Source organism: Streptomyces sp. NPDC054956, assembly GCF_053609185.1.
Genome location: NZ_JBSGXB010000133.1, coordinates 1 through 19,312 on the forward strand (window position 1 = coordinate 1; position 19,312 = coordinate 19,312).

At 71.6% G+C, this 19,312-nt stretch carries 13 protein-coding genes and 2 pseudogenes; 11 read left to right on the forward strand and 4 right to left on the reverse strand.

Annotation, left to right across the window (positions count from 1 at the left end; translation table 11 throughout):
• A pseudogene (locus tag ACWGDE_RS21155) lies at positions 1-101 on the forward strand (PucR family transcriptional regulator); the annotation flags it as partial.
• On the opposite strand, the pseudogene ACWGDE_RS21160 reads toward ACWGDE_RS21155, so the two are convergent.
• A pseudogene (locus ACWGDE_RS21160) lies at positions 98-439 on the reverse strand (OsmC family protein); the annotation flags it as partial. The pseudogenes ACWGDE_RS21155 and ACWGDE_RS21160 sit on opposite strands and share 4 nt — an antisense overlap.
• A 504-nt stretch (positions 440-943) precedes the next feature.
• On the opposite strand from ACWGDE_RS21160, the gene ACWGDE_RS21165 reads away from it, so the two are divergent.
• Positions 944-1,639, forward strand: coding sequence for a DUF1963 domain-containing protein (locus tag ACWGDE_RS21165; RefSeq protein WP_453390539.1), 696 nt, complete (start codon positions 944-946; stop codon positions 1,637-1,639).
• A 211-nt stretch (positions 1,640-1,850) separates the two neighbouring features.
• Here ACWGDE_RS21165 and ACWGDE_RS21170 read toward each other — a convergent pair whose 3' ends face one another.
• Complete coding sequence (locus ACWGDE_RS21170; RefSeq protein ID WP_453390540.1) at positions 1,851-2,528, reverse strand: hypothetical protein; 678 nt, start codon at positions 2,526-2,528, stop codon at positions 1,851-1,853.
• Positions 2,529-3,018: 490 nt separating this feature from the next.
• On the opposite strand from ACWGDE_RS21170, the gene ACWGDE_RS21175 reads away from it, so the two are divergent.
• The 7 genes from ACWGDE_RS21175 to ACWGDE_RS21205 all read left to right on the forward strand — a co-directional run bounded on the left by ACWGDE_RS21175 (position 3,019) and on the right by ACWGDE_RS21205 (position 11,603).
• Positions 3,019-4,296: an MFS transporter gene (locus tag ACWGDE_RS21175; RefSeq protein WP_453390541.1), complete on the forward strand. Its 1,278-nt coding sequence runs from the start codon at positions 3,019-3,021 to the stop codon at positions 4,294-4,296.
• 285 nt (positions 4,297-4,581) lie between these two features.
• Positions 4,582-5,631: a hypothetical protein gene (locus ACWGDE_RS21180; RefSeq protein ID WP_453390542.1), complete on the forward strand. Its 1,050-nt coding sequence runs from the start codon at positions 4,582-4,584 to the stop codon at positions 5,629-5,631.
• 41 nt (positions 5,632-5,672) lie between these two features.
• Positions 5,673-6,683: a TauD/TfdA family dioxygenase gene (locus ACWGDE_RS21185; RefSeq protein ID WP_453390543.1), complete on the forward strand. Its 1,011-nt coding sequence runs from the start codon at positions 5,673-5,675 to the stop codon at positions 6,681-6,683.
• A 420-nt stretch (positions 6,684-7,103) separates the two neighbouring features.
• The gene (locus tag ACWGDE_RS21190) at positions 7,104-8,630 is read left to right on the forward strand and encodes an FAD-dependent oxidoreductase (RefSeq protein ID WP_453390544.1); all 1,527 of its coding nucleotides are present in this window, start codon (positions 7,104-7,106) and stop codon (positions 8,628-8,630) included.
• Positions 8,627-9,769 carry a hypothetical protein gene (locus tag ACWGDE_RS21195; protein ID WP_453390545.1) on the forward strand — a complete coding sequence of 381 codons (1,143 nt, stop codon included), beginning with the start codon at positions 8,627-8,629 and terminating at the stop codon, positions 9,767-9,769. Before ACWGDE_RS21190 ends, ACWGDE_RS21195 begins: the two co-directional genes overlap by 4 nt.
• Before the next feature lie 4 nt (positions 9,770-9,773).
• Positions 9,774-10,397 (forward strand): TetR/AcrR family transcriptional regulator, encoded by a 624-nt coding sequence (locus tag ACWGDE_RS21200; RefSeq protein ID WP_453390546.1) that lies wholly within the window; start codon positions 9,774-9,776, stop codon positions 10,395-10,397.
• 114 nt (positions 10,398-10,511) lie between these two features.
• The gene (locus tag ACWGDE_RS21205; RefSeq protein WP_453390547.1) at positions 10,512-11,603 is read left to right on the forward strand and encodes a PP2C family protein-serine/threonine phosphatase; all 1,092 of its coding nucleotides are present in this window, start codon (positions 10,512-10,514) and stop codon (positions 11,601-11,603) included.
• Positions 11,604-11,666: 63 nt separating this feature from the next.
• Here the strand turns inward: ACWGDE_RS21205 and ACWGDE_RS21210 are convergent, their stop codons facing one another.
• Positions 11,667-14,312 (reverse strand): SpoIIE family protein phosphatase, encoded by a 2,646-nt coding sequence (locus ACWGDE_RS21210; protein WP_453390548.1) that lies wholly within the window; start codon positions 14,310-14,312, stop codon positions 11,667-11,669.
• A 31-nt stretch (positions 14,313-14,343) separates the two neighbouring features.
• Entirely contained in the window at positions 14,344-17,883 is a 3,540-nt protein-coding gene (locus ACWGDE_RS21215; protein WP_453390549.1) for a BTAD domain-containing putative transcriptional regulator, read from the reverse strand.
• Between the two features lie 139 nt (positions 17,884-18,022).
• Here ACWGDE_RS21215 and ACWGDE_RS21220 point away from each other — a divergent pair, with 139 nt between their 5' ends.
• Positions 18,023-18,703, forward strand: a complete 681-nt coding sequence (locus ACWGDE_RS21220; protein ID WP_453390550.1) for a hemerythrin domain-containing protein — start codon at positions 18,023-18,025, stop codon at positions 18,701-18,703.
• A gap of 73 nt (positions 18,704-18,776) precedes the next feature.
• Positions 18,777-19,217 carry a DUF4267 domain-containing protein gene (locus ACWGDE_RS21225; RefSeq protein ID WP_453390551.1) on the forward strand — a complete coding sequence of 147 codons (441 nt, stop codon included), beginning with the start codon at positions 18,777-18,779 and terminating at the stop codon, positions 19,215-19,217.
• Positions 19,218-19,312 lie beyond the last annotated feature (95 nt).

A 19,312-nucleotide genomic window follows, 5' to 3' on the forward strand; every position in this document is an offset into this window, starting at 1 on the left:
TCGCCACACAGGCGCGCGCGGCGTCCGACGACCACGGGCTCGTCGCGATCGGCCGCCCCCACCCGGGCGCGGGCGGCGTCGTCACCTCCTACGAGGAGGCCCGCGGCAGGATCGCTCGGGCCCGGTCGCCCGCTTCGCCTTCGGGGAAGCGGACGGTGAAGGCGGCCGCCAGGTCGGTCATGATGTTGCCGCCCGCATTTTCGACCTTGTGTCCGTCGACGGCGACGGAGAACTCGGTGGGTTCGGCGTGCCGGGACGTCGCGACGTCCACGTCGGCCGCGGAGCAGCCGCCGATCGCGGCGAGGAGGAGCTCGACGGGGGTGAAGCCGCCGTCGGATCCGGTGCCGAAGGTGATCGTGTCGCCGCGGGAGTTGGTGGCGGTGAACATGCCCGGACCGGTCCGTTCTACGGTGACGGAGCGCAGGGAATCAGCAGTCATGCCATGACGGTAACCCCGCCACCAGGCACGCGCCGCGCCACACGGCGGAGCCGCAGCGCGTACGGCCCTGCGGGACCAGGAGGGCTCCGGGTCCGGCGGCCTTCGCCCGGATCGCGTATTCCGTGCGGAGTGATCCGCCATGCACGGCCGGGGTGCTTCGTTCGGCGGCGAATCCACGCTGCCGGGGGAGCGAGATCCCGTCTGCGGGAGCCAGGCCGGCGTCAGGTGGTGACAGGCACCGGCCACGAGCCGACCGTCATGTGCCCGGCGGGCCGGATGTCGTACCTCAGTTCTAAAGTCCTGCGTATGTCCCGCCACACACCTGATCGCCCCGTCAACATGGAGAGCCTCTTCCCTGAGCTGCTCCCCTTCCGCCGCGAGTCCGTCCGCCTGCACCCACGTCCCGGGTCACCTACGTGCGAGGACAGCTCCGTCGGAGGTCCCCTGCTGTGGCCTGCCGCCGAGCCGTGGCCGGTGTGCCGGGAAGAGCACTACGACTACAGGATGATCACCACCAGCCGGCCGGAGCCTGCTGTATCCATGGTTCCCATCGTGCAGGTCCGTCGTGCCGACGCGCCCGGCGTACCTTTCCCCGAGGGCACAGACCTGCTGCAGGTGCTGTGGTGCCCCTACGGCCACGGCGAGTTCTGCTATCCCCTGCCGCACGTCCACTGGCGGGACTCCAGTGCGGTCGGCGACGTACTGCCAACCCCGGAGCCGGCGGCCGGGCTTCCCGAGAAGTGGTATCCGGGACGCTGTGTGGTTCACCCCGAGCAGGTGACCGAGTACCCGAGTTGGGACCTTCCTGACGAGCTCCACGGCGCGCTCAGAGGCCGCTTCGACGCACTGCTCGATGAAGCCGGCCTGCGGTATTCCTACCATCTCGCGGAGGCGCCAGGGATCAAGCTGGGAGGCTACCCGGGCTGGACGCAAGAACCGGTATGGCCCGACTGCGGAGGGTGCGGCAGCAGGATGGAGCATCTTCTGACCGTGTCCAGCTGGGAATTCGACGGCGAGTCCTGGCGCACGTGGCTCCCCGATGAGGACCGGGCCGACGAGAGCGCATCGGGCGGTCGGCGATGGAAAGGCGACGCCCACAACCCCGCCGAGCTGTGCCTCGGCGACGCCGGAGGCGTCTACATCTTCGAGTGCCGTACCTGCCCCGAGCGCCCCGTCGGACACTGGTTCGACTGCTCGTGACCGCGGGGCGACTCCTGCCCGCTGCACGGCACGAACACACTACGAGCGGAAGTGACCGGCCTCCCAAGGGAGTACCGGAAGGGGGGGATGGGGCGCGGTCGACGCGGCCGTGGCCGGTTTCCTGTGCCTGACGGTCCGGGCAGTGTCTGACCGGGGATGGGCAGGACATCGCCGGCGGCAGGGTCGCGGCTGGGATCGTCGATCTTCGTGGTCAGGTGCCAGAGAGGGCGGATTTCAGCTCGGAGACGTCGAACCCGGCGAGGCTGTAGTCGGCGAGCGTCTCGAGCCGCTCCTCCTTGAGCCGCTGCTTCTCGGCGGTCTTCCTGAACGTGTCCACGATCCGCTGCGAGGCGTCATGGAGACCCAGTTTCCGGGCCATCAAATAGGCCTTGATGATTCGGCTCTGCGTGTTCCGCGAATAGACGGTCAGGTTCATTTCGCCGAATGTGATTCTGTCCTCGCTGATCGACATGAGGTCGACAAGCTCGGACGGGCTGACCGTCAGGAGGCGCAGCGCTTTCCTCACGTCCTGCGAGATCTCATCCGGAAGGGTGTGGTCGCGGTCGTTGATTCTGTACTCGGAGTGTTCCGGGCGTCCCTTGTCATCCACGTGAAGGGAGGTTCTCAGCAGAACCCAGAAGCCGAACTGTGCGAATCGATCAATGGCCTTGTCCGGAAAATCTACCGACACATCGAGGGTGATCGTGACTGCGGGGAATTCGACCGGACCTCTTCCCGGCTCCAGCACCGACCCGGTGGTCCGCTTCACGATCAGCACGGAGGTGATGGGTCCGTCCAAGGAGCAGGTAGCGCCACGGACGGTGAATCGATCTCCCAGGACGTCACGAGCCAAGGTGCGGGCGACGGACGGCGCGGTCCACTTCGGCATGCTCTCGTCCTCGTTCGTCCTCGCGCGTCATCGACGGGGAGCCCGTCCCGACCTCGGCGTGAGGTCGGGAAGAGATTATTTCAGCAGGCGGGCGTCGATCGGAGCGCCTCCCCTCCCCCGACTCGGCGGAGGTGGCGCCGCCGTCCGGCGAGCCGTGGAGCGGACTGGGCACACGTCGAGCCGCAGGAACCGACGGGTGGGCGCGGACGACCTGGCCTGCTCGCCGATGCGCACGCGCCGCAGGACGGGATCTCCTGGTGCTGATGCCGCAACGGGCCGGAATCCGCGATGAGTTCAGCAATCGTGCTCGCTCTCGCGGGGGTGATCCGCAGCTCTCGGTGACTATTTCGCATGCGCTCAGGGCTCGCCGCGTTTACCATGAGCGACGATCAAGAGCCCGGCCCGTCTGTGCTGACTGTGCGCGCTCGTCAGCTGTGGTCGATCTGTCCGGTGAATTGACCGGCGCGGCCTCTTGTGAGGAAAATCCGAAATGAAACCCGCATCTGATGTCAGGCGGTTCCGAGGACTGTGGCTGGCGACGGCCACGTCGAACCTCTCGGACGGGATCAGCCTGGCCGCCGCACCGCTGCTCGCGGTCAGCATCACCCGTGACCCGGCCCTGATCGCCGGTATCACCGTGGTTCAGCGGGCTCCCTGGCTGTTCCTGGCCTTCATATCGGGGGCTCTGGCCGACCGGCTCGACCGCCGCCGCGTCACGCAGGCGGCGAACTGGATCCGCGCGGCGGCTTTCGCGACCCTGCTGGTCGCGGTGGTCTGCGACGCCATGTCGATGCCGCTGCTGTACGTGGTCTTCTTCGCGATCGGCACGGCCGAAACCCTGTACGACAGTTCGACGGCCGCGTGGCTGCCGACGCTCGTCGAGCCGAAGGACCTGGCCCGGGCCAATGGCAGACTGCAGACCACGTACGTCATCTGCAACGAGTTCGTCGGCCCCCCGATCGGTGGATTCCTCTTCGCCGCGGCCGCATGCGCACCCTTCGCCCTGGGCACGGCGGGCTACCTGGCCGCCGTGGGCCTGCTCGCCCTGATCCCCGCGGAAGTCGGCCGCCACCAGCAGCCGGAGTACGAGCCGCTGACGGTGAGGAGCGTCAGGGAGGACATCGCCGTCGGTGCCCGGTGGTACTGGTCCTCGCCCACGCTCCGGGCGATGAGCCTGGTCGCCGCGGTGGGGAACGCGGCCGGCGCGGCGAGCTACGGAATCCTCGTACTGCTCGCGCAGGAGGAACTCGGGGTATCGGAAAGCGGCTACGGAGTCCTGCTCGCCGCGGGTGCCGTAGGCGCGGTCCTGGGCGGTATGGCAGCCGGAAAGGTCGGGGAATGGCTCCGTCCCGGCACCCTGATCCTCGTCACGAACCTGGTCTCGGCGGCGTCCACGGCCGGCATGGGCCTGGCCGTCAACCCGGCCGTCACGGTCGCGTTCATGGCGATCGACGGATTCGCCGTCCTCGTGCAGACCATCCACGTCGTCACGCTGCGACAGCAGATCGTCCCGAACGAACTGATGGGACGGGTCACGTCCGTGTACCGCGCCCTCGCGGTCGGTTCCTTCAGCATCGGCGGGATCGCCGGAGGCCTGCTGGCCAAATCCTTCGGGGTCCCGGCCTCCTTCTACGCGGCCGGAGCGGCGATGGCCGTCACTGCCCTCCTCGTGCTGCCGGTCCTGAACAACGCACGGATCACCCGGGTGAAGGAAGAAGCCGAGGCCTCGCAGGCATCCGAGCGGCAGCACGCGGAAATCTCGCAGTAGAGCTCGCGGGGGACGCGGAGCCCGCTGCCGCAGGCATCGCGGCGGGCCTCGCCGGCCAAGTCAAGCGGACGGCGCCCAGTGCACCGCGCACCGCGCCCAGCGCACCGCGCCCAGTGCAACGCGCATCGCGCACCGTGCCCAGCGGCACCGCGCAGGAATGATCCGCCGATCGGGTTTCGCGTGGAGTGTTCTTGGCGAAGTACTTCCACCATGGGCTTATCGCCGGTCGCCGGTCATCCTGCTGTCGCTGTTTTCCGTGAACCCCGAGGCGGGCGGTCCGTCCCGGTGCTGGGCGCCCGGGTCGATGCCGAGGCGAAGCGCACCGCGCGCGTGCTGGCGGGGTTGGCCACCCATGCCAGACCCGTGGAGCGGACCCTCGCACTGCGGCAGGCCGCCGCGGCTGCCGGCGAGTTGGTGGCCGCGCTGTCGGCCCTGGCTCCGGCCGTGGTCGGCGACGAACTGCCGGCGGAGTCGACCAGTCAGTCCTTCTTCCGGGTCCGCGAGCGGGAGCTGTCGGATCAGCAGTCCGCCCTGCACGGTGTCCTGGTCGTCCACCGCGGACTGGAAGACCTGTGTGAGGCTCCGCTGTCGGGCGCCGACCTGGCGCTGGAGGCGGCCGGGATGCGCCAGGCGGTGCTCGACCTCACCGGCGCGGAGCCGGGCGCCGACCTTGACCCCGTACCGCTGGTGGCCGAGCCGGAGCCCGATCCTGCTGCGGCGGAGTCGATGGAGAGCGTGTGGAGTGCTCGGTGGCTCATCGGGCACCAGGTCCACGTCCTGTTCAACATCTGCGCCGCCGTCGCCGTGGCCGACGCCACCCGCCGTCTACGGCAAGGGGACTGGGATGCCGCGCTGCCGCGGCTGGCAGACGCGACGACGTACGTACGGGGCTTCCCGGCGGCCATGACCCACGCGAGTACGGTCCCGGCCGACTACTACATGGCGTCGATCCGCCACACCATGGCGCCCCCGTCGGTGGACGTCCCGTTGAGCGGGCGCCAGCATCGCGGATACAAGCTGTTCCGGGCGGCGATGAAGGAGCTGCTGTCCGTGGTTCCCGACTCCTACGAGAAGTTGGCGGACCGCGCCCCGGAGCTGGCCGAGGCGCGGGGCGCGCTCCTGGAAGCCGACATCGTCGACGGCGAACGGCACGTCACCCTCGCGTACTCGATGGTGCACCTGCGTCGTTCCATCGCCCAGAAGCCGGAGGGCCCCGACAACGCCGTCGCCGAACTACGGCTCATGCGCCATCGCCGCGCGGCCCAGTACGCCTCCCTGATCCGCTTCGGGGACCACTACATCGCCGACGCCGTGGCCGGCCTGCGCCACTCGTGAGTCCGCGTGTCCGCCGCCCACACCTCCGGCAGGAGAGCCTGATGACCCAGACGACGCCCGGCACCACCCGAAGCCCTGCCGTCGCCGCCGACTGGTCACTCGACCCGGCCGATGCCGGCGCGTGCGAGGAACTGGCCCGTACCCTGTGCGCCGGCGAGCACGACCAGGTCGACGACCCCGAGTGGGTGGCCCGGGCCCGGGACGCCTGGGAGGACCTTCCGCACGCGCTGCGCCGTGAGGTGCGCCGATTCCGAAGGCACTCCGGCCCGCCCGGCACCCTGGTGATCGGTGGCCTGCCCGTCGATCGGAAGGCCCTGCCCGCTACTCCGTCCGTCCCCGGTTCGGTCCAGCGCAGGGCCACCGTCCCGGCAGCAGTGCTCACCATGGTGGCGTGCGGGCTCGGCGAGCCGCTCGCCTACCGGGCCGAGAAATCCGGCGCCCTCGTACAGGACGTCGTACCCGTGCCCGGGCAGGAGACCTTCCACGGCAACGCCGGATCGGTCCCGCTGTCCTTCCACACCGAGAACGGCTTCCACCCCCACCCGCCGGACTACGTGATCTTCCTGTGCCTGCGCTCCGACCACGACAAGATCGCCGGCATGCGCGTAGCCGGCATCCGCCAAGCGCTGCCGCTCCTCACTCCGGCCAGTCGCGAGGCCCTGTTCGCACCGGAGTTCATCACCACACCACCGCCTTCCTTCGGCCGCGACGCTGCCGCGAGTGCGCACGGCGTCGAGCCCCGCGGGGTGCTGTCGGGAGCGGTCGAGGACCCCGACATACGCATGGCCCAACTCGTCACCACCCCGCTCACCCCCCGGGCCGCCGCGGCGCTGACCGAGTTCGGCCGCGCCTGCGAGGCGACCGCCCGCACCCTGCGCCTGAATCCGGGCGACCTGGTCGTCATCGACAACCGCGTCACCGTCCACGGCCGCACCGCATTCCACCCCCGCTACGACGGCGCGGACCGCTGGCTGCAACGCACCTACGTCACCACCGACCTGCGCCGCTCCCGCGACCACCGCCCCCACGACGGCCACGTACTCGCCCACTGACCGGTGTCCGGTGCGTCACCGACGCCCCACTCCGGCGCTGCCGGTACCGGCGTTCGACGCGACCATGGGCTACGGCTACGGCTACGGCTACGGCTACGGCTACGGCTGCGGCCCTGGACCTGGACCTGGCCGGCGGACGTCTGACTCCTGGCGTTGACCCTGCTGCGCACCCTGGTCCTCGGCGCCGGCTCTCCAACTGCGACGCGGCGCCATCCCAGTGCGTCCAGTCGGCCGGCCCCGCAGAAAGATCCACAGGGCCATGCTGCCCGCGCGGCATCGGACCGTCACGGCACGGGGTACGCCCGACTCCCGCCCGTCCCGCCCGGCATCCCGGGGAAGGCATGGCCATTTCGGCCCGCGCCTGTTAGCTTCCCGCCCCTGGTCATACATTCACTCGATCAGTGTATGAATGGAGGGAAGATGCGAGGAAAGACGGCCGTGGTGCTCGGCGGCAGCGTGGCGGGGCTGTGCGCGGCGGGAGTGCTTGCGCGGCATTTCGACGAGGTGATCGTCCTGGAGCGGGACCTGCTTCCGCCGGACGCGCAGCATCGGCGGGGGGTGCCGCAGAGCAAGCACCCGCACTTCCTGCTCAACTCCGGCCGCCGCGCGATCGGTGAGATCTTCCCCGGCTTCGAAGAGGCGCTGATCGCCGCGGGCGGGATGCACCTGATGCCGTCGATGGACGCGGCGTACTGCGAGGACGAGGGCTGGGCCCCGCGCAAGTCCGGTTCGATGACGATGGTTTACAGCTCGCGCGTGCTCATCGAGCGGGTCCTGCGCGACAAGGTGCGCGAAGTCCCGGCCATCGAGATCCGCGAGGGTGTGACCGTCACGGGGCTCCGTTCCAGCGGGGGCGGCACCGCGCGCGGGCGCATCGGGGGAGTCGAGTACCGGGCGGGGGACGACACGGGCCACCTCTCCGCCGATCTGGTCGTGGACGCGCTCGGGCGCGGCTCCTCGGTGGCCGACTGGCTCGGTGCGGCCGGATGGCCGGCTCCGCCGGAGAAGACCCTGGACGCCAAGGTCACCTACACCTCGCGGTGGTACGACCTCCCGCCGGTCGAACGCCGTCCGGAGTCGTGGTGGTGGAAGCACCTGGTCATCACTCCGACCCAGGACACCGGCGACCATCCCGAGGAGCACGAGTTCCTCAGCAACTTCTTCCCGATCGAGGGCGATCGCGCCATCGTGTGCATGGGGGCCTGGGGCCTGCGGATGCCGCGCGAGATCGACGCCTTCGAGGCCGCGGTGGACCGCGTACGGGCCACGGCCTTCGGCCGGGCGACGCGCGCCTGCACGCCGACCTCCGAGGTGCACCTCACCCGTTCGACCGGCAACAAGTGGCGCCGCTTCGACCTCCTCGACCGGCCACCGCTCGGGCTGGTCTGCGTCGGCGACTCGATCTGCGCGTTCAACCCGTTCTACGCCCAGGGGATGAGCTCGGCGGCCCGTTCCGCGCTCATCCTCGCCGAGATGCTGCGAAACCATGAGGCTCTCGACTCCGACTTCTTCCGTGAGTTCCTCACCCGGCAGAAGAAGTCACTCGACGTGCCCTGGATGCTCGCCATGGCCCGCGACCAGGCCTACGACTGCGCGACCGGGAGCGAGGTCGTGGCCCCCTGGCGCCGCAGACTGGCCGCCCGCCTCAGCTGGCCGGTCTTCAACGCCATCAACGCCACCAGCCGCGAAGACGCGTACGTGGAGCGGACGTTCGCCCAGGTCTTCAACCTCGACAAGTCGCTGAAGGAGATGACCACCGATCCGCGGTTCTGGTTCGGCATCCTGCGCTACAAGGTGCGGCAGCGGCTCGGACGCACGGTCGTGCCCGGAGGGTTCGACGACCAGCAGGACCCGCCCGGCACCGACTACACCGGCCACGCCCGCACCGGCCGGCAGCCGCTCGCCGCAACCGCCACGTCGACGACCGGCCCGAGGAGCGAGCGATGAGCTACTCCTGCGACTCGGCCGCCGAGCGCCTCGCCGAAGGGCTCGGCTTCTCCTGCCGTGACGCCAGCCCCGTCGTGGAGTTCCGTAACCCCTTCGGTCTCGAGAACGCCACCATGCCGTTCCTCGAGCTTCTCGTCATCGGCGGCGCCGTCTTCGCCCTCGTGCACGCGTGGCGCCGGTGGCGGCGCGACGGCGACCCGGTCAACATCTCGCTGTGGTTCACCTCGGTCGTCTACCTGGCGGTGATCGAGCCGCCGCTGTACTTCCCGGGCTGGTTCGGCCTGGAGGAACGCGTGGGGCTCATCTTCTCCCACAACGTGTTCACCGTGCAGTTCATGTACGACCGGCTGCCGCTCTACATCGTGGCCTTCTATCCGGCGCTGTCGCAGCTCGCGTACGAGGTCGTCCGTGCCCTCGGCGTCTTCGCGCGGCGCGGTCCCCTGGCCGGTTCGCTGACGGTCGCGTTCGCCTGCCAGGCGTTCTACGAGGTCTTCGATCAGCTCGGACCCCAGCTGAAGTGGTGGGCCTGGAACACGGACAACAAGATGATCAACGAGCCGGCGCTCGCCTCCGTCCCCATGGGCAGCATGTTCCTGTTCGCGTCGGTGTCCTTCGGAGCGATGACCTTCCTCGTCGTCCGGCTGGTCGGCGCGAAGGAGGGCCGGTCGAAGGAGGGCCGGGGCACGCTCACCGGCCGGCAGATCACCCTGCGCACCGTCGCCGCCGGCGTCCTGACGCCGTGGGCGATGACGGTCGCGGGTGTGCCCAGCAACGCCTTCCGCGGCGCGGACCAGCTCGGGATCCAGCAGGCCGTCCTCGGCGCCGAGCTCGCCGTGGTCTGGATCGCGGGCCTCTACCTCGTCGTCGAAGCCTGGCGCGCGCGGCGAACCGATCCCGCCCCGGTGGTGTCACCACTGTTCGCGCGGACCTATCCGGCGCTCTACCTCGGCGTCCACATCGCCCTCTGGGCGGTCGCGTTGCCGTCCTACTTCGCCGCCGTGGACGGCATCACCGAGCAGGGAACGCCGATCGGCAGCCTCTGGTACGCGGCGCTGTGCACCGTCGCCGCGGCCGGGCTCATCGTGGCCGTACTCCGCGCGACCACGCCCCGACCGGCCGCAGAGCCTGTGCGATCCTGAGGGCATGGGGCACCACGGGTGGGGAGGCAGGCCTCCCGCATCGGACGCGGAGGCACGGCAGCGCATCATCGACGCGACGGACCGCTGCATCGACAGGCACGGCGTCGCGAAGACGACCCTGTCCGACGTCGCCGCCGAACTCGGCGTCACCCGCCAGACCGTCTACCGTCACTTCGGCAGCATCAGCGACATCATCGGTGAGGTGGCGGCCCAGGGCGCCGAGTCCTTCGTCGAGCGCATGATCGCGCACCTGCAAGGGACCGCCGACCCGGCGGAGGCCGTGATCGAAGGGATGGTCTTCTGCGTGAGGACCATCCCCACCGAGCCGCGTTTGAGCCTCCTGCTGCAACGCGGAGACCCGAGCGCGTTCGGCCGCGGGGCCACCACCAAGGACACCATCGACTACGGCGCCGAGATGCTGCGGCGCTTTCCCGTCGACTGGGCCGCCGCCGGGATCGGTGAGGACGACCTGAACGGCCTGGCCGAGATGATCATGCGACTCCTCACGTCGCTGCTGCAGCACCCGAGGGAAGCCCCGGAGGACGAGGAACGGCTGCGCACCTTCCTGGGCCGCTGGCTGGCCCCGGCGCTGTCCCGGTCGGTCGTATCCGCGCACGCGCATTCCTGAACGCCGGCACACAGGCTTCCCGCCGGCTCACCGCCGTCTGTGGAGCGGATGAGCGGACGGCCGGGTCCGGCGGCCGGAATGCCGTGCTTCCACGGGGTGGATAGTCTGGGAAATGTGATCGAGTCTGGAGCGCTGCGGCGCCGTAGGCGCCCAGGCCCGGGAAGACTTGTACGGCTGTCGCCGGTCATCCTGACCGTCGTCATCGCCGGCCTGGCTTACACCACCCCGCCGGAAATGGCCTTCAGCCGCCTCCTGCCCGCCGCTCCGGCCCTGGCCGCCGCCATGTGGCCGGTCCTCCCCACCATCCTCCTCGGCACGGTCTGTCTTCTTCTGATGATCGGCCTCAGCCTCGTCTTCCCCGATCTGGGAACGTGGTGGACGGTCGGCGGAATCGTCGCGGTCACCGTGGCCGCCGCGTACGGGAGCCACGTCCGGCTCCAGCGCGAGCGCACCCTCTTCCAGGTGAGGCTCGTCGCCGACGCGGCGCAGCAGGTCGTGCTGAGCCCTCCGCCCCGCCGCCTGGGCAACCTGGAGATCGAGTCGCTGTACCTCGCGGCCGCCGCGGAGGCCCGTATCGGCGGGGACTTCTACGAGGTGGTCGACACGCCGTACGGGATCAGGCTGCTCATCGGCGACGTGCGGGGCAAGGGCCTGCCGGCGGTGGGATCGGCCGCGGCGATCGTCAACGCCTTCCGGGAGGCGTCGTACGGCGAGAGCGACATGGTCGACGTCGCACGCAGGCTGGACGCCAGCAGCACCCGGTACAACGCCGCGTTTCCGCCCGAGGGCCCGATGGAGCGGTTCGCCACCGCGCTCCTCGTCCAGATCCCGCACGAGGGCAACCGCGTCGACATCCTCAACTGCGGACACCCTCCGCCGCTGCTCCTCAGCCGCGGGGAACTCCGTGCCCTGGACCCGGCGGCCACCTCGCCGCTGATCAGCCTCGCGGAGTTGATCGGGGGTCAGTACAGCGTCGACACCTTCGACTTCGCCCCCGGTGACCTGCTGCTCCTCTACACCGACGGGATCGCCGAGGCCCGCGCCCGGGACGGCGAGTTCTTCCCGCTGGCCGCGTGGATGCGCGGGCAGCCCCCGACACCGCCCCGCGAACTGCTCACTGCTCTTCACCGCGATCTGCTGCGCTATCGCAGAGGGCGCCTCGAGGACGACGTCGCCGCCCTGGCCCTACGCCTGCGCGAGCCCTGACGGCGGCTGCGGCCATGCGGCCCTCGCGCGCTGCGCCCGGTGTCCCCGCGAGCCGGTCCGCGCTCAGTGTGCGGGCAACGGCTGCTCGGACCAGATGATCTTCCCCGTGGACGTGTACCGGGTGCCCCACCTGCCGCCGATCTGGGCCACCAGGAAGAGCCCGCGACCCCCTTCGTCCGTGGCCGCGGCGTACCGCAGGTGCGGTGAGGTACTGCTGCCGTCGGAGACTTCGCAGGTCAGCAGCCTGCCGTCGTTCAGCAGCCGGACGCGGACCGGTGCGCTGCCGTGCAGGATGGCGTTCGTGACGAGCTCACTGAGGACGAGCTCCGTGGCGAAGGCGAGCTCGGACAGCCCCCATTCCTCGAGCTTCTCCGCGGCGCGGGCCCGTACGCCCCCCACGGCGGTCGGCTCGAACGGCACCTCCCAGTCGGCGATGCGGTCCGCGCCCAGCGCGTGCGTCTGCGCGATGAGGACGGCCACGTCGTCCCTCGGGCGCACCGGCAACAGCTCCTTCATCACCGCCCGGCAGGTCTCCTCGGGCCCGCGGCCGGCGTGGGAGAGCACCGAGCGGAGCAGCTCGAGCCCCACGTCGATGTCGCGGCCCGGGTCCTCGATCAGGCCGTCGGTGTACAGCACCAGCTGCGAGCCCTCGCTCAGGTCCAGCTCCGCCGACTCGAAGGGGAACCCGCCCAGCCCGAGAGGTGCGCCCGGAGGCAGGGCGGGCATCTCCGCCGAGCCGTCGGGACGCACCACGAAGGGTGGTACGTGCCCCGCGCGGGCCATCGTGCACCGCTGGGTCACCGCGTCGTACACGGCGTACAGGCAGGTCGCTCCGATCAGTTCGCCGTCGGTGACGCCGCCCTCCCCGCTCTGGTCGATGTACTGGACGAGGTCGTCGAGGCGGGCCAGCAGCTCGTCCGGAGGAAGGTCCAGGGAGGAGAAGTTGATGACGGCCGTACGCAGCTGGCCCATGGTGGCCGCGGCGCGCAGTCCGTGGCCGACGACGTCACCCACGACCAGGGCGACCCTGCTGCCCGGAAGCGGGATCACGTCGAACCAGTCGCCGCCGACTCCGGAGTGAGCGGGCAGGTAGTAGTGCGCCACCTCCACGGCGCTCTGTTCGGGCAGCTCGCGCGGGAGCAGGCTGTGCTGGAGCGTCACGGCCAGGGCGTGCTCGCGGGTGTAGCGGCGGGCGTTGTCGATGGTGATGCCCGCCCGTGCGACGAGCTCCTCGGCGAGCGAGAGGTCTTCCTCGTTGAAGGGCTCCGGCTTCTGCGAGCGCCAGAAGTTGGCCACGCCGAGCATGACCCCGCGGGCCATCAGGGGAGCGGTGATCAGGGAGTGGATCCCGGAGTCGATGACCTCCTGGGCCCACTGCGGGTGCTGGGCGTACCAGCCGGGCGCGTCGGAAAGGGCGGGCACCACCTCCGCCTGGCCGCTGTCGGGGCCGCGCGCCTGCAGTCCGGAGGGCAGGGAGCCGGTCAGACTGCCCCGGGGATAGAGGGGCGAGTCCTTGCGGATGCCACTGGCCCCGGCCCGGCGCATCGGCGCGTCCGCGGTGGGCTCGTCCCCGTGGAGCACGGGCTCGGCCAGGTCCACGGTCACGAAGTCCGCGAAGCGCGGTACGGCGACGTCGGCGAGCTCCTGGGCCGTGCGCTCCACGTCGAGGGTGGTGCCGATGCCGGTGCCGGCGTCGTACAGCAGCCTCAGCCGCCTGTGGGAGGCGTCGGCCCGGGCGCTGAGCACGCGCATCTCGGTGGAGTCACGGATGGTGACCGCCGCCCCCTCGGGGCCGCCGTCGGCCTGGGTCGGCCTCTGGCTGATCACCAGGAGCCGGTCTCCGGCCTCGTGCACCTCGTCGGTGGCCTCCCGACCGGACAGCAGGAGGCCGGACACCCCCCGGTCGAGGCCGGGCAGGTCCCGGATGAGTGATCCCTCGGCATCGGGGGAGAGCCGCAGGAGCCGCTTCGCCTCGTCGTTCGCGAGCAGGAGCCGGCCCGCGCCGTCGGTGATCAGGACCCCCTCGCGGACGGCGTGCAGCACCGCGTCGTGGTGCTCGTACATCCGCGTCATTTCCAGGGGGCCGAGCCCGTGTGTCTGGCGCCTGAGGCGTCTGCTGATCAGCGCCGCACCCCCGGTGGCCAGGGCGAGCCCGGCCGCGCTGACGCCGAGGAACACGGGGAGCTGCCGGTCGACCACACCGGTGACGTTCTTCACCGTGAGGCCGGCGGACACCAGCGCCACGACCCGGCCGCGGCCGTCGGCGGAGAACACGGGAACCACGGCCTGGATCTCGTTGCCCAGCGGACCGTCGACGCTCTCGGTGTACACGTGGCCGGCCAGCGAGGGCGCGATCGTCCCCACGAACCGCTTGCCGATGCGGTCGGGGAGGGGGTGGGTGTAGCGGATCCCGTGGGTGTCCATCACGACGATGAAGTCCACCCCGGCGGCCTTGCGCGTCGACTCGGCGAGCGGCTGGAGGACCGCGGAGGGATCGGGGGAGCGGAGGGCTTCCTGGAGCCCGAGGGAACGCGCGAAGGTCTCGGCGACCGCCACGGACCGGGTGCGGGCCTCACGGTCGATGTCGTGGCGCGACTGGAGCACCAGCGCCAGCACCGCACCGGCGGAGAGCAGCACCACGATCGCCACCTGGAGGACGAACACCTGCCGGGCGACGCTTCGGGGTCGGTTGCCGTTCAGTGACCGCACCGATGTCCCCGGTACGGGTTACAAGGAGAGGTCACAAACCAGTTGTAGCATCGTTGGCCGCCCGTGGTGGGGCATGAAGGTCATGAATGGCCGAGGTGTGCCCACCCGCGGGCCCCGGTGCCCCCTGCGGGCCGCGCCACTGCTCCGCGATGGCCCGAGCCCGCCGGAAGTGTTCCGCCGCCTCGGTCTCAAGGCCCAGGAGCGTGGCCAGTTCGCCGAGCGTACGGGCGACCGGACGGACCGCCACGGTGAAGCCGGACGACGGCGGCGGGGCATCGCGGTAGGGAAGCAGCGCCGTGTACAGCTCCTCGGCGCCCTCTCGCTCGCCGAGCAGCACCAGGGTCATCGCCCGGAAGGTCCCGAAGATCTTGAAGAGGTAGTCCGTGCGCAGCGGACCGGCCTGGGCCAGGATCTCCCGGGCCTCCTCCGCCTCCCCGGCGGCCGCCAGTGCGGCCGCCAGCAGGTCTCCCGCCGTCGGGCCGAACGCCGCGTACACCTGCCGGACCCAGGGCAGCGCTTCCGCGAGCCGCCCCTGGCTGGCCCGCAAGGTGGCGAGCGCTATCACGAGGATCCCCTCGGCGTGCGGCGAACCCTGGCGGGTCATGAGCGCCGCCGACTGCCGGTAGCGGCGCTCCGCCTCCTCGGCCCTGCCCTCGACGTGGGCCAGGGTCGCCGCCGCGGTCTCCCCGACGGCCAGAGGGCCCTGCATGCGGTAGGCCGTCGCGAAATCCGCGCACTGCCCCAGAAGGCGGTGCGCCCCGGCCACGTCGCCCTGCGCCCCCAGCGCGGTGGCGCGGATGAACATCCCGTACCACTGGTGGGCCGGCAGATCGTGCGTGGCGGCGAGCATCTCCAGTTCCTGCCCGAGCGCGGCCCGCTCCGGCCATTCCAGGTCCGCGTCCAGCTCCTTGACCAGCGACGCGAGCGCCCCGGCCCGCAGCACCGGGTCGCCGAGGTCCTCGGCGATCTCGAGCGCCTCGCGCGCCGCGGCCCGTACGGCCGGCAGTTTCGCGTCGGACAGCTCGGCGACGTACGCCCCCAGCAGGCGGCACCGTACGGCGGGTGCGAGGCCGGGCCGCTCCAGCAGGCCTTCGAGCAGCTCCACCACCGGCCCGTCGATCGTGCCGTAGGGCCGGGTCTGCCACGGAGTCGGCTCGCTCCACGCCGTGAAGGCGTCGATGAGCAGGTCCTCCCGCCCGGCGCCGACCGCCCGGTCGATCGCCGTGCGCCGCGTCTCGCGGGCTGCCATGACCGCCCCCGCCCGCACCTGGGCCCGGACCAGCCGGCCCAGCAGGGCCGCGCGGTCGGTGTCCCGGTCGCCGCCGGCAGCCGCCGGGACCCGGTCGGCGCAGGCCACCGCGTCGGCGAGCACCGAGGCGGCCACGTCGTGGGCGTACCTGCTCTCCGCCAGGGCGGCCGCCTTCAGGCAGTAGTCCACCGCTTTCGCCGCGGTGGCGGCGGAGGCCGCGCGTGCGTAGTGGCGGGCCAGCGCGGAGACGTCGTCCGATCCGAGGCGCTCCAGACTCGCGCCGATCCGCCCGTGCATCCGCGAGGCGCGCAGATGGCTGAGATCGGCCAGCAGGGTGTCCCGTACGAGGGCGTGCGCGAACCGGATCCGCCCGGGATCCGGTTCGATCAGCAGGCCGGCGAGCAGCCCGGCCTCCAGGGCGCCCAGTACGGAGTCCTCGTCGGCGTCCGCCGACTCGACCAGGACCTCGACGGAGGACTCCCGCCCCGCGACGGCGGCCAGGCGCAGTACGGAGACCACCGCGTCGGGGAGGCGCCCGAGCCGGCGGCGCAGTACGTCGCGTACGCCCTCGGGCACCTCGGAGAGCGCCACGAGGGAGCCCTCGCTGCCCAGCAGCCTCGCGCTCTCGCGGACGTAGAAGGGGTTTCCCCCGGTCCGTTCGGTCAGTGCGGCCACCGTGTCCGAGTCCACCTCACGGGGCCCGCCCACCGCCCGGACCACCTCGGCCACGGCCTCCTCGGCCAGCCCGTGCAGGGCGATCCGGGCCGGTGAGCGCCGCGCCAGTCCGGCCAGGGTGTCGCCGAGCCTGCCCGCCACCTCGTCCGGGCGGTACGCGCCGACGACCAGCAGCGGTGTGCCCGGGACCAGGTCGGCCGTGCCCGACAGCAGCGCGAGCGTCTCGGCGTCGGCCCAGTGCAGATCGTCCAGCACGATGGCGACGGGCAGCTCCCGCGCCGCCTCCGTCAGCCACTGCCAGACCGTGCGGTGCAGCCGGAACCGCCCCGCTGCGGCGTCCTCCCCGGCGGGCCGCGGGGCGGCGGGCGTGCCCTCGGCGAGGAGCGGAGCGAGTACGCAGACGGCCTCCGGCGCGGGTGGAGCGGCGGCCTGAACGGTACGCAGCGCCTCGACCCACGCCCACGCGGGCGGCGCCCCCTCCGCGTCGGTGGTGCGGCCGATGGCGACGAGCCAGCCGTCGGCGCGCAGCCGGTCGGCGAGCCGGTGCAGCAGGGCCGACTTGCCGAGTCCGGCTTCGCCGGTGACCAGGGCGACGGCGGGGCCCGCGGTCAGGGCGCGGTGCGCCGCCGCTGACAGCCGGCCGAGTTCCTCGTCCCGGCCGACGAAGAGGTCTCCATCGCCCACCGGCGCGCCGACCGCGGGGCCACTGTGGGCCGGGCCGCCGTGTGCCGGTCCGCCGCGTGCTGGTTCGTGCGGCAGCGGTCGGTGAGGCGTCGGCTCAATCGGCTCAACAGACGTCGACCGCCTGGCCACCGGCTCCGTGGGCTCCGGGCCGGCCGGCCGTACCGTCACGCCGCCGGGGAGCCCCGTATCCATGGCCTCCCGCAAGAGCCGGTCGTCCTGGGCCAGGATGGCTCCCTCCAGCTCGACCAGTGCCGGGCCCGGGTCCAGGCCCGCCTCCTCGGCCAGTACTTCCCTCGCCCGGCGCAACGTCGCGAGCGCGTCGGCCTGCCGTCCGGAGGCCCACAGCGTGAGGGCGTGCAGCCGCCAGGCCTCCTCCCGAAGCGGTTCGTCGCGCGTGAGCAGTGCCGCTTGGGAGACGGCCTCGGCGATGTCGGCGCCCCGGAGCTCGGCGGCGACGGCGAGTTCGCGGGCGGCCAGCCGGAGTTCGCCGAGCCGCATGATCTCGGGGTGGCTCCACGGCTCGTCGGCGCAGTCCGCGTAGGCCGGGCCCCGCCACAGCGCCAGGGCCTCGCGGAGCAGTTTCCGGGCGGTGTCCGGCTCGGTGGCCGACTGCTGACGGGCCTCGCCGAGGAGCCGTTCGAACCGCCATGCGTCGACCGCGTCCTCGGGCAACCGCAGCGCGTACCCCGGGGGCGCACTCACCAACAGCCGGGCGGGGGTGCGCGGTGCGCGGCCGGGTTCGAGGAGCCGGCGCAGGTTGGAGACGTAGGCCTGGAGCGAGGCAACGGCGCGGGCGGGCGCCGCGCCCTGCCAGAGTTCCTCGATCATCCGGTCGACCGATACGACCCGGCCGCGCTCCGACACGAGCAGGGCCAGGACGGAACGCTGGCGATGGCCGCCCAACGGGACCGACTCGCCGTCCCGTTCGGCCGTGCAGGACCCGAGGACTCGTATGTGCACCATGACGTGTCCAACCTAAGCCAAACCGATCAACTTCGGCTTCGATAAAGCCAGATGAGGGCAGAGGAGACTTCCAAGTCCGCGCCTCTCCCTCCAAGTGCCCTCCAAGAACCTTCCATGGGCCGAGAGCGAGTCTCTTCCCATGAAGACGAGGCGCGAACACACGGCAGGGGCCCGGCCCGACACCCACGAGATGGTGGTGATCCACCGCGGTCTGCGCCGCGAGGCGCGGCTGCTGGTGGAACTGGTCGCCGCGGTGGCTCCCGGGGAGACCGCCCGGGCCCGGGTACTCGCGGACCACTTCCGGGACTACCGGCTCGGGCTCCACCATCACCACCAGGGCGAGGACGAGCACCTGTGGCCGCTGCTGCTGGCCCGTGTCGATCTCGAAGCCGACCTCGTGCTGCGCATGGAGGCCCAGCACGAGCGGGTTGCCGCGACCCTCGCGGTCGCCTCGGAGGCCCTGCCCGCCTGGGAGAACGGAGCCGGCGAGCTCGAGCGCGACGCACTCGTGGCGGCTCTCGCCGAACACCGGGCGGTGCTGGTCGAGCACCTGGACGACGAGGAGGGCTCGCTCCTCCCGCTCGCCGCGCGGCACGTGTCCGCGTACGAATGGGGCGCGCTCGGCGAGCACTTCAGGTCGAACACGCCCAAGCCTAAGCTGCTGTTCTTCCTCGGCATGGCCCTCGAGGACGCCGACCGGGCCGAGCAAGCGGCGATGCTCGCCAAGCTGCCGCCCGCGGCGCGCCTGCTCTGGTACGCCGTCGGCCGCCCCGCCTACGCCCTGAAGGTGCGGGCCATCCGGCAGGGCACTCCGAGCTGACCGTCACCCTCGTTGGTCGCCTTCGGCCCTCACCCGTCACCCCCCTTGCACCTCCTACCCCAGGAGCCCTCCCATGTCCCTGAAGCACCTCACCACCGCCCTGGCCGCCCTCGGCGCCGCGTTCATCCTCTACATCGGCCTCAGCTACCTGCTCGCGCCGCAGGCCACCGCCCCCGACTTCGGCATTCCGACCTGGCCGCAGCACGACGGCGCCGCCTTCCTAGCGGTCAAGGGCGTACGGGACATCGCGACGGGCCTGGTCGTCCTGGCGCTGCTGCTCACCGGACACCGGCGGGCCCTCGGCTGGGCGATGGCCGCGATCGCCTTCGTCCCCGCCGGCGACATGGTGATCGTCCTGACCAGCGGCGGTCCCGCGGGTACGGCGTACGGGGTCCACGGGTTCACCGCCCTGACCGTCGCGGTCACCGCCGGACTGCTGCTGCGCGAACGCCCGTCCGCGGCCACCGCCGTGACTGGGGCCACCCCGCTCCGCTCCACCCTGCCCGCAGCCTGAACAGAGGGCACCCGTTGATCGCCCTCCCGAGCATCACGGACGAGCTGGACCTGGGACCGGAGCGCCAACGCCCCGCTACGTCGGAGGACCGACGC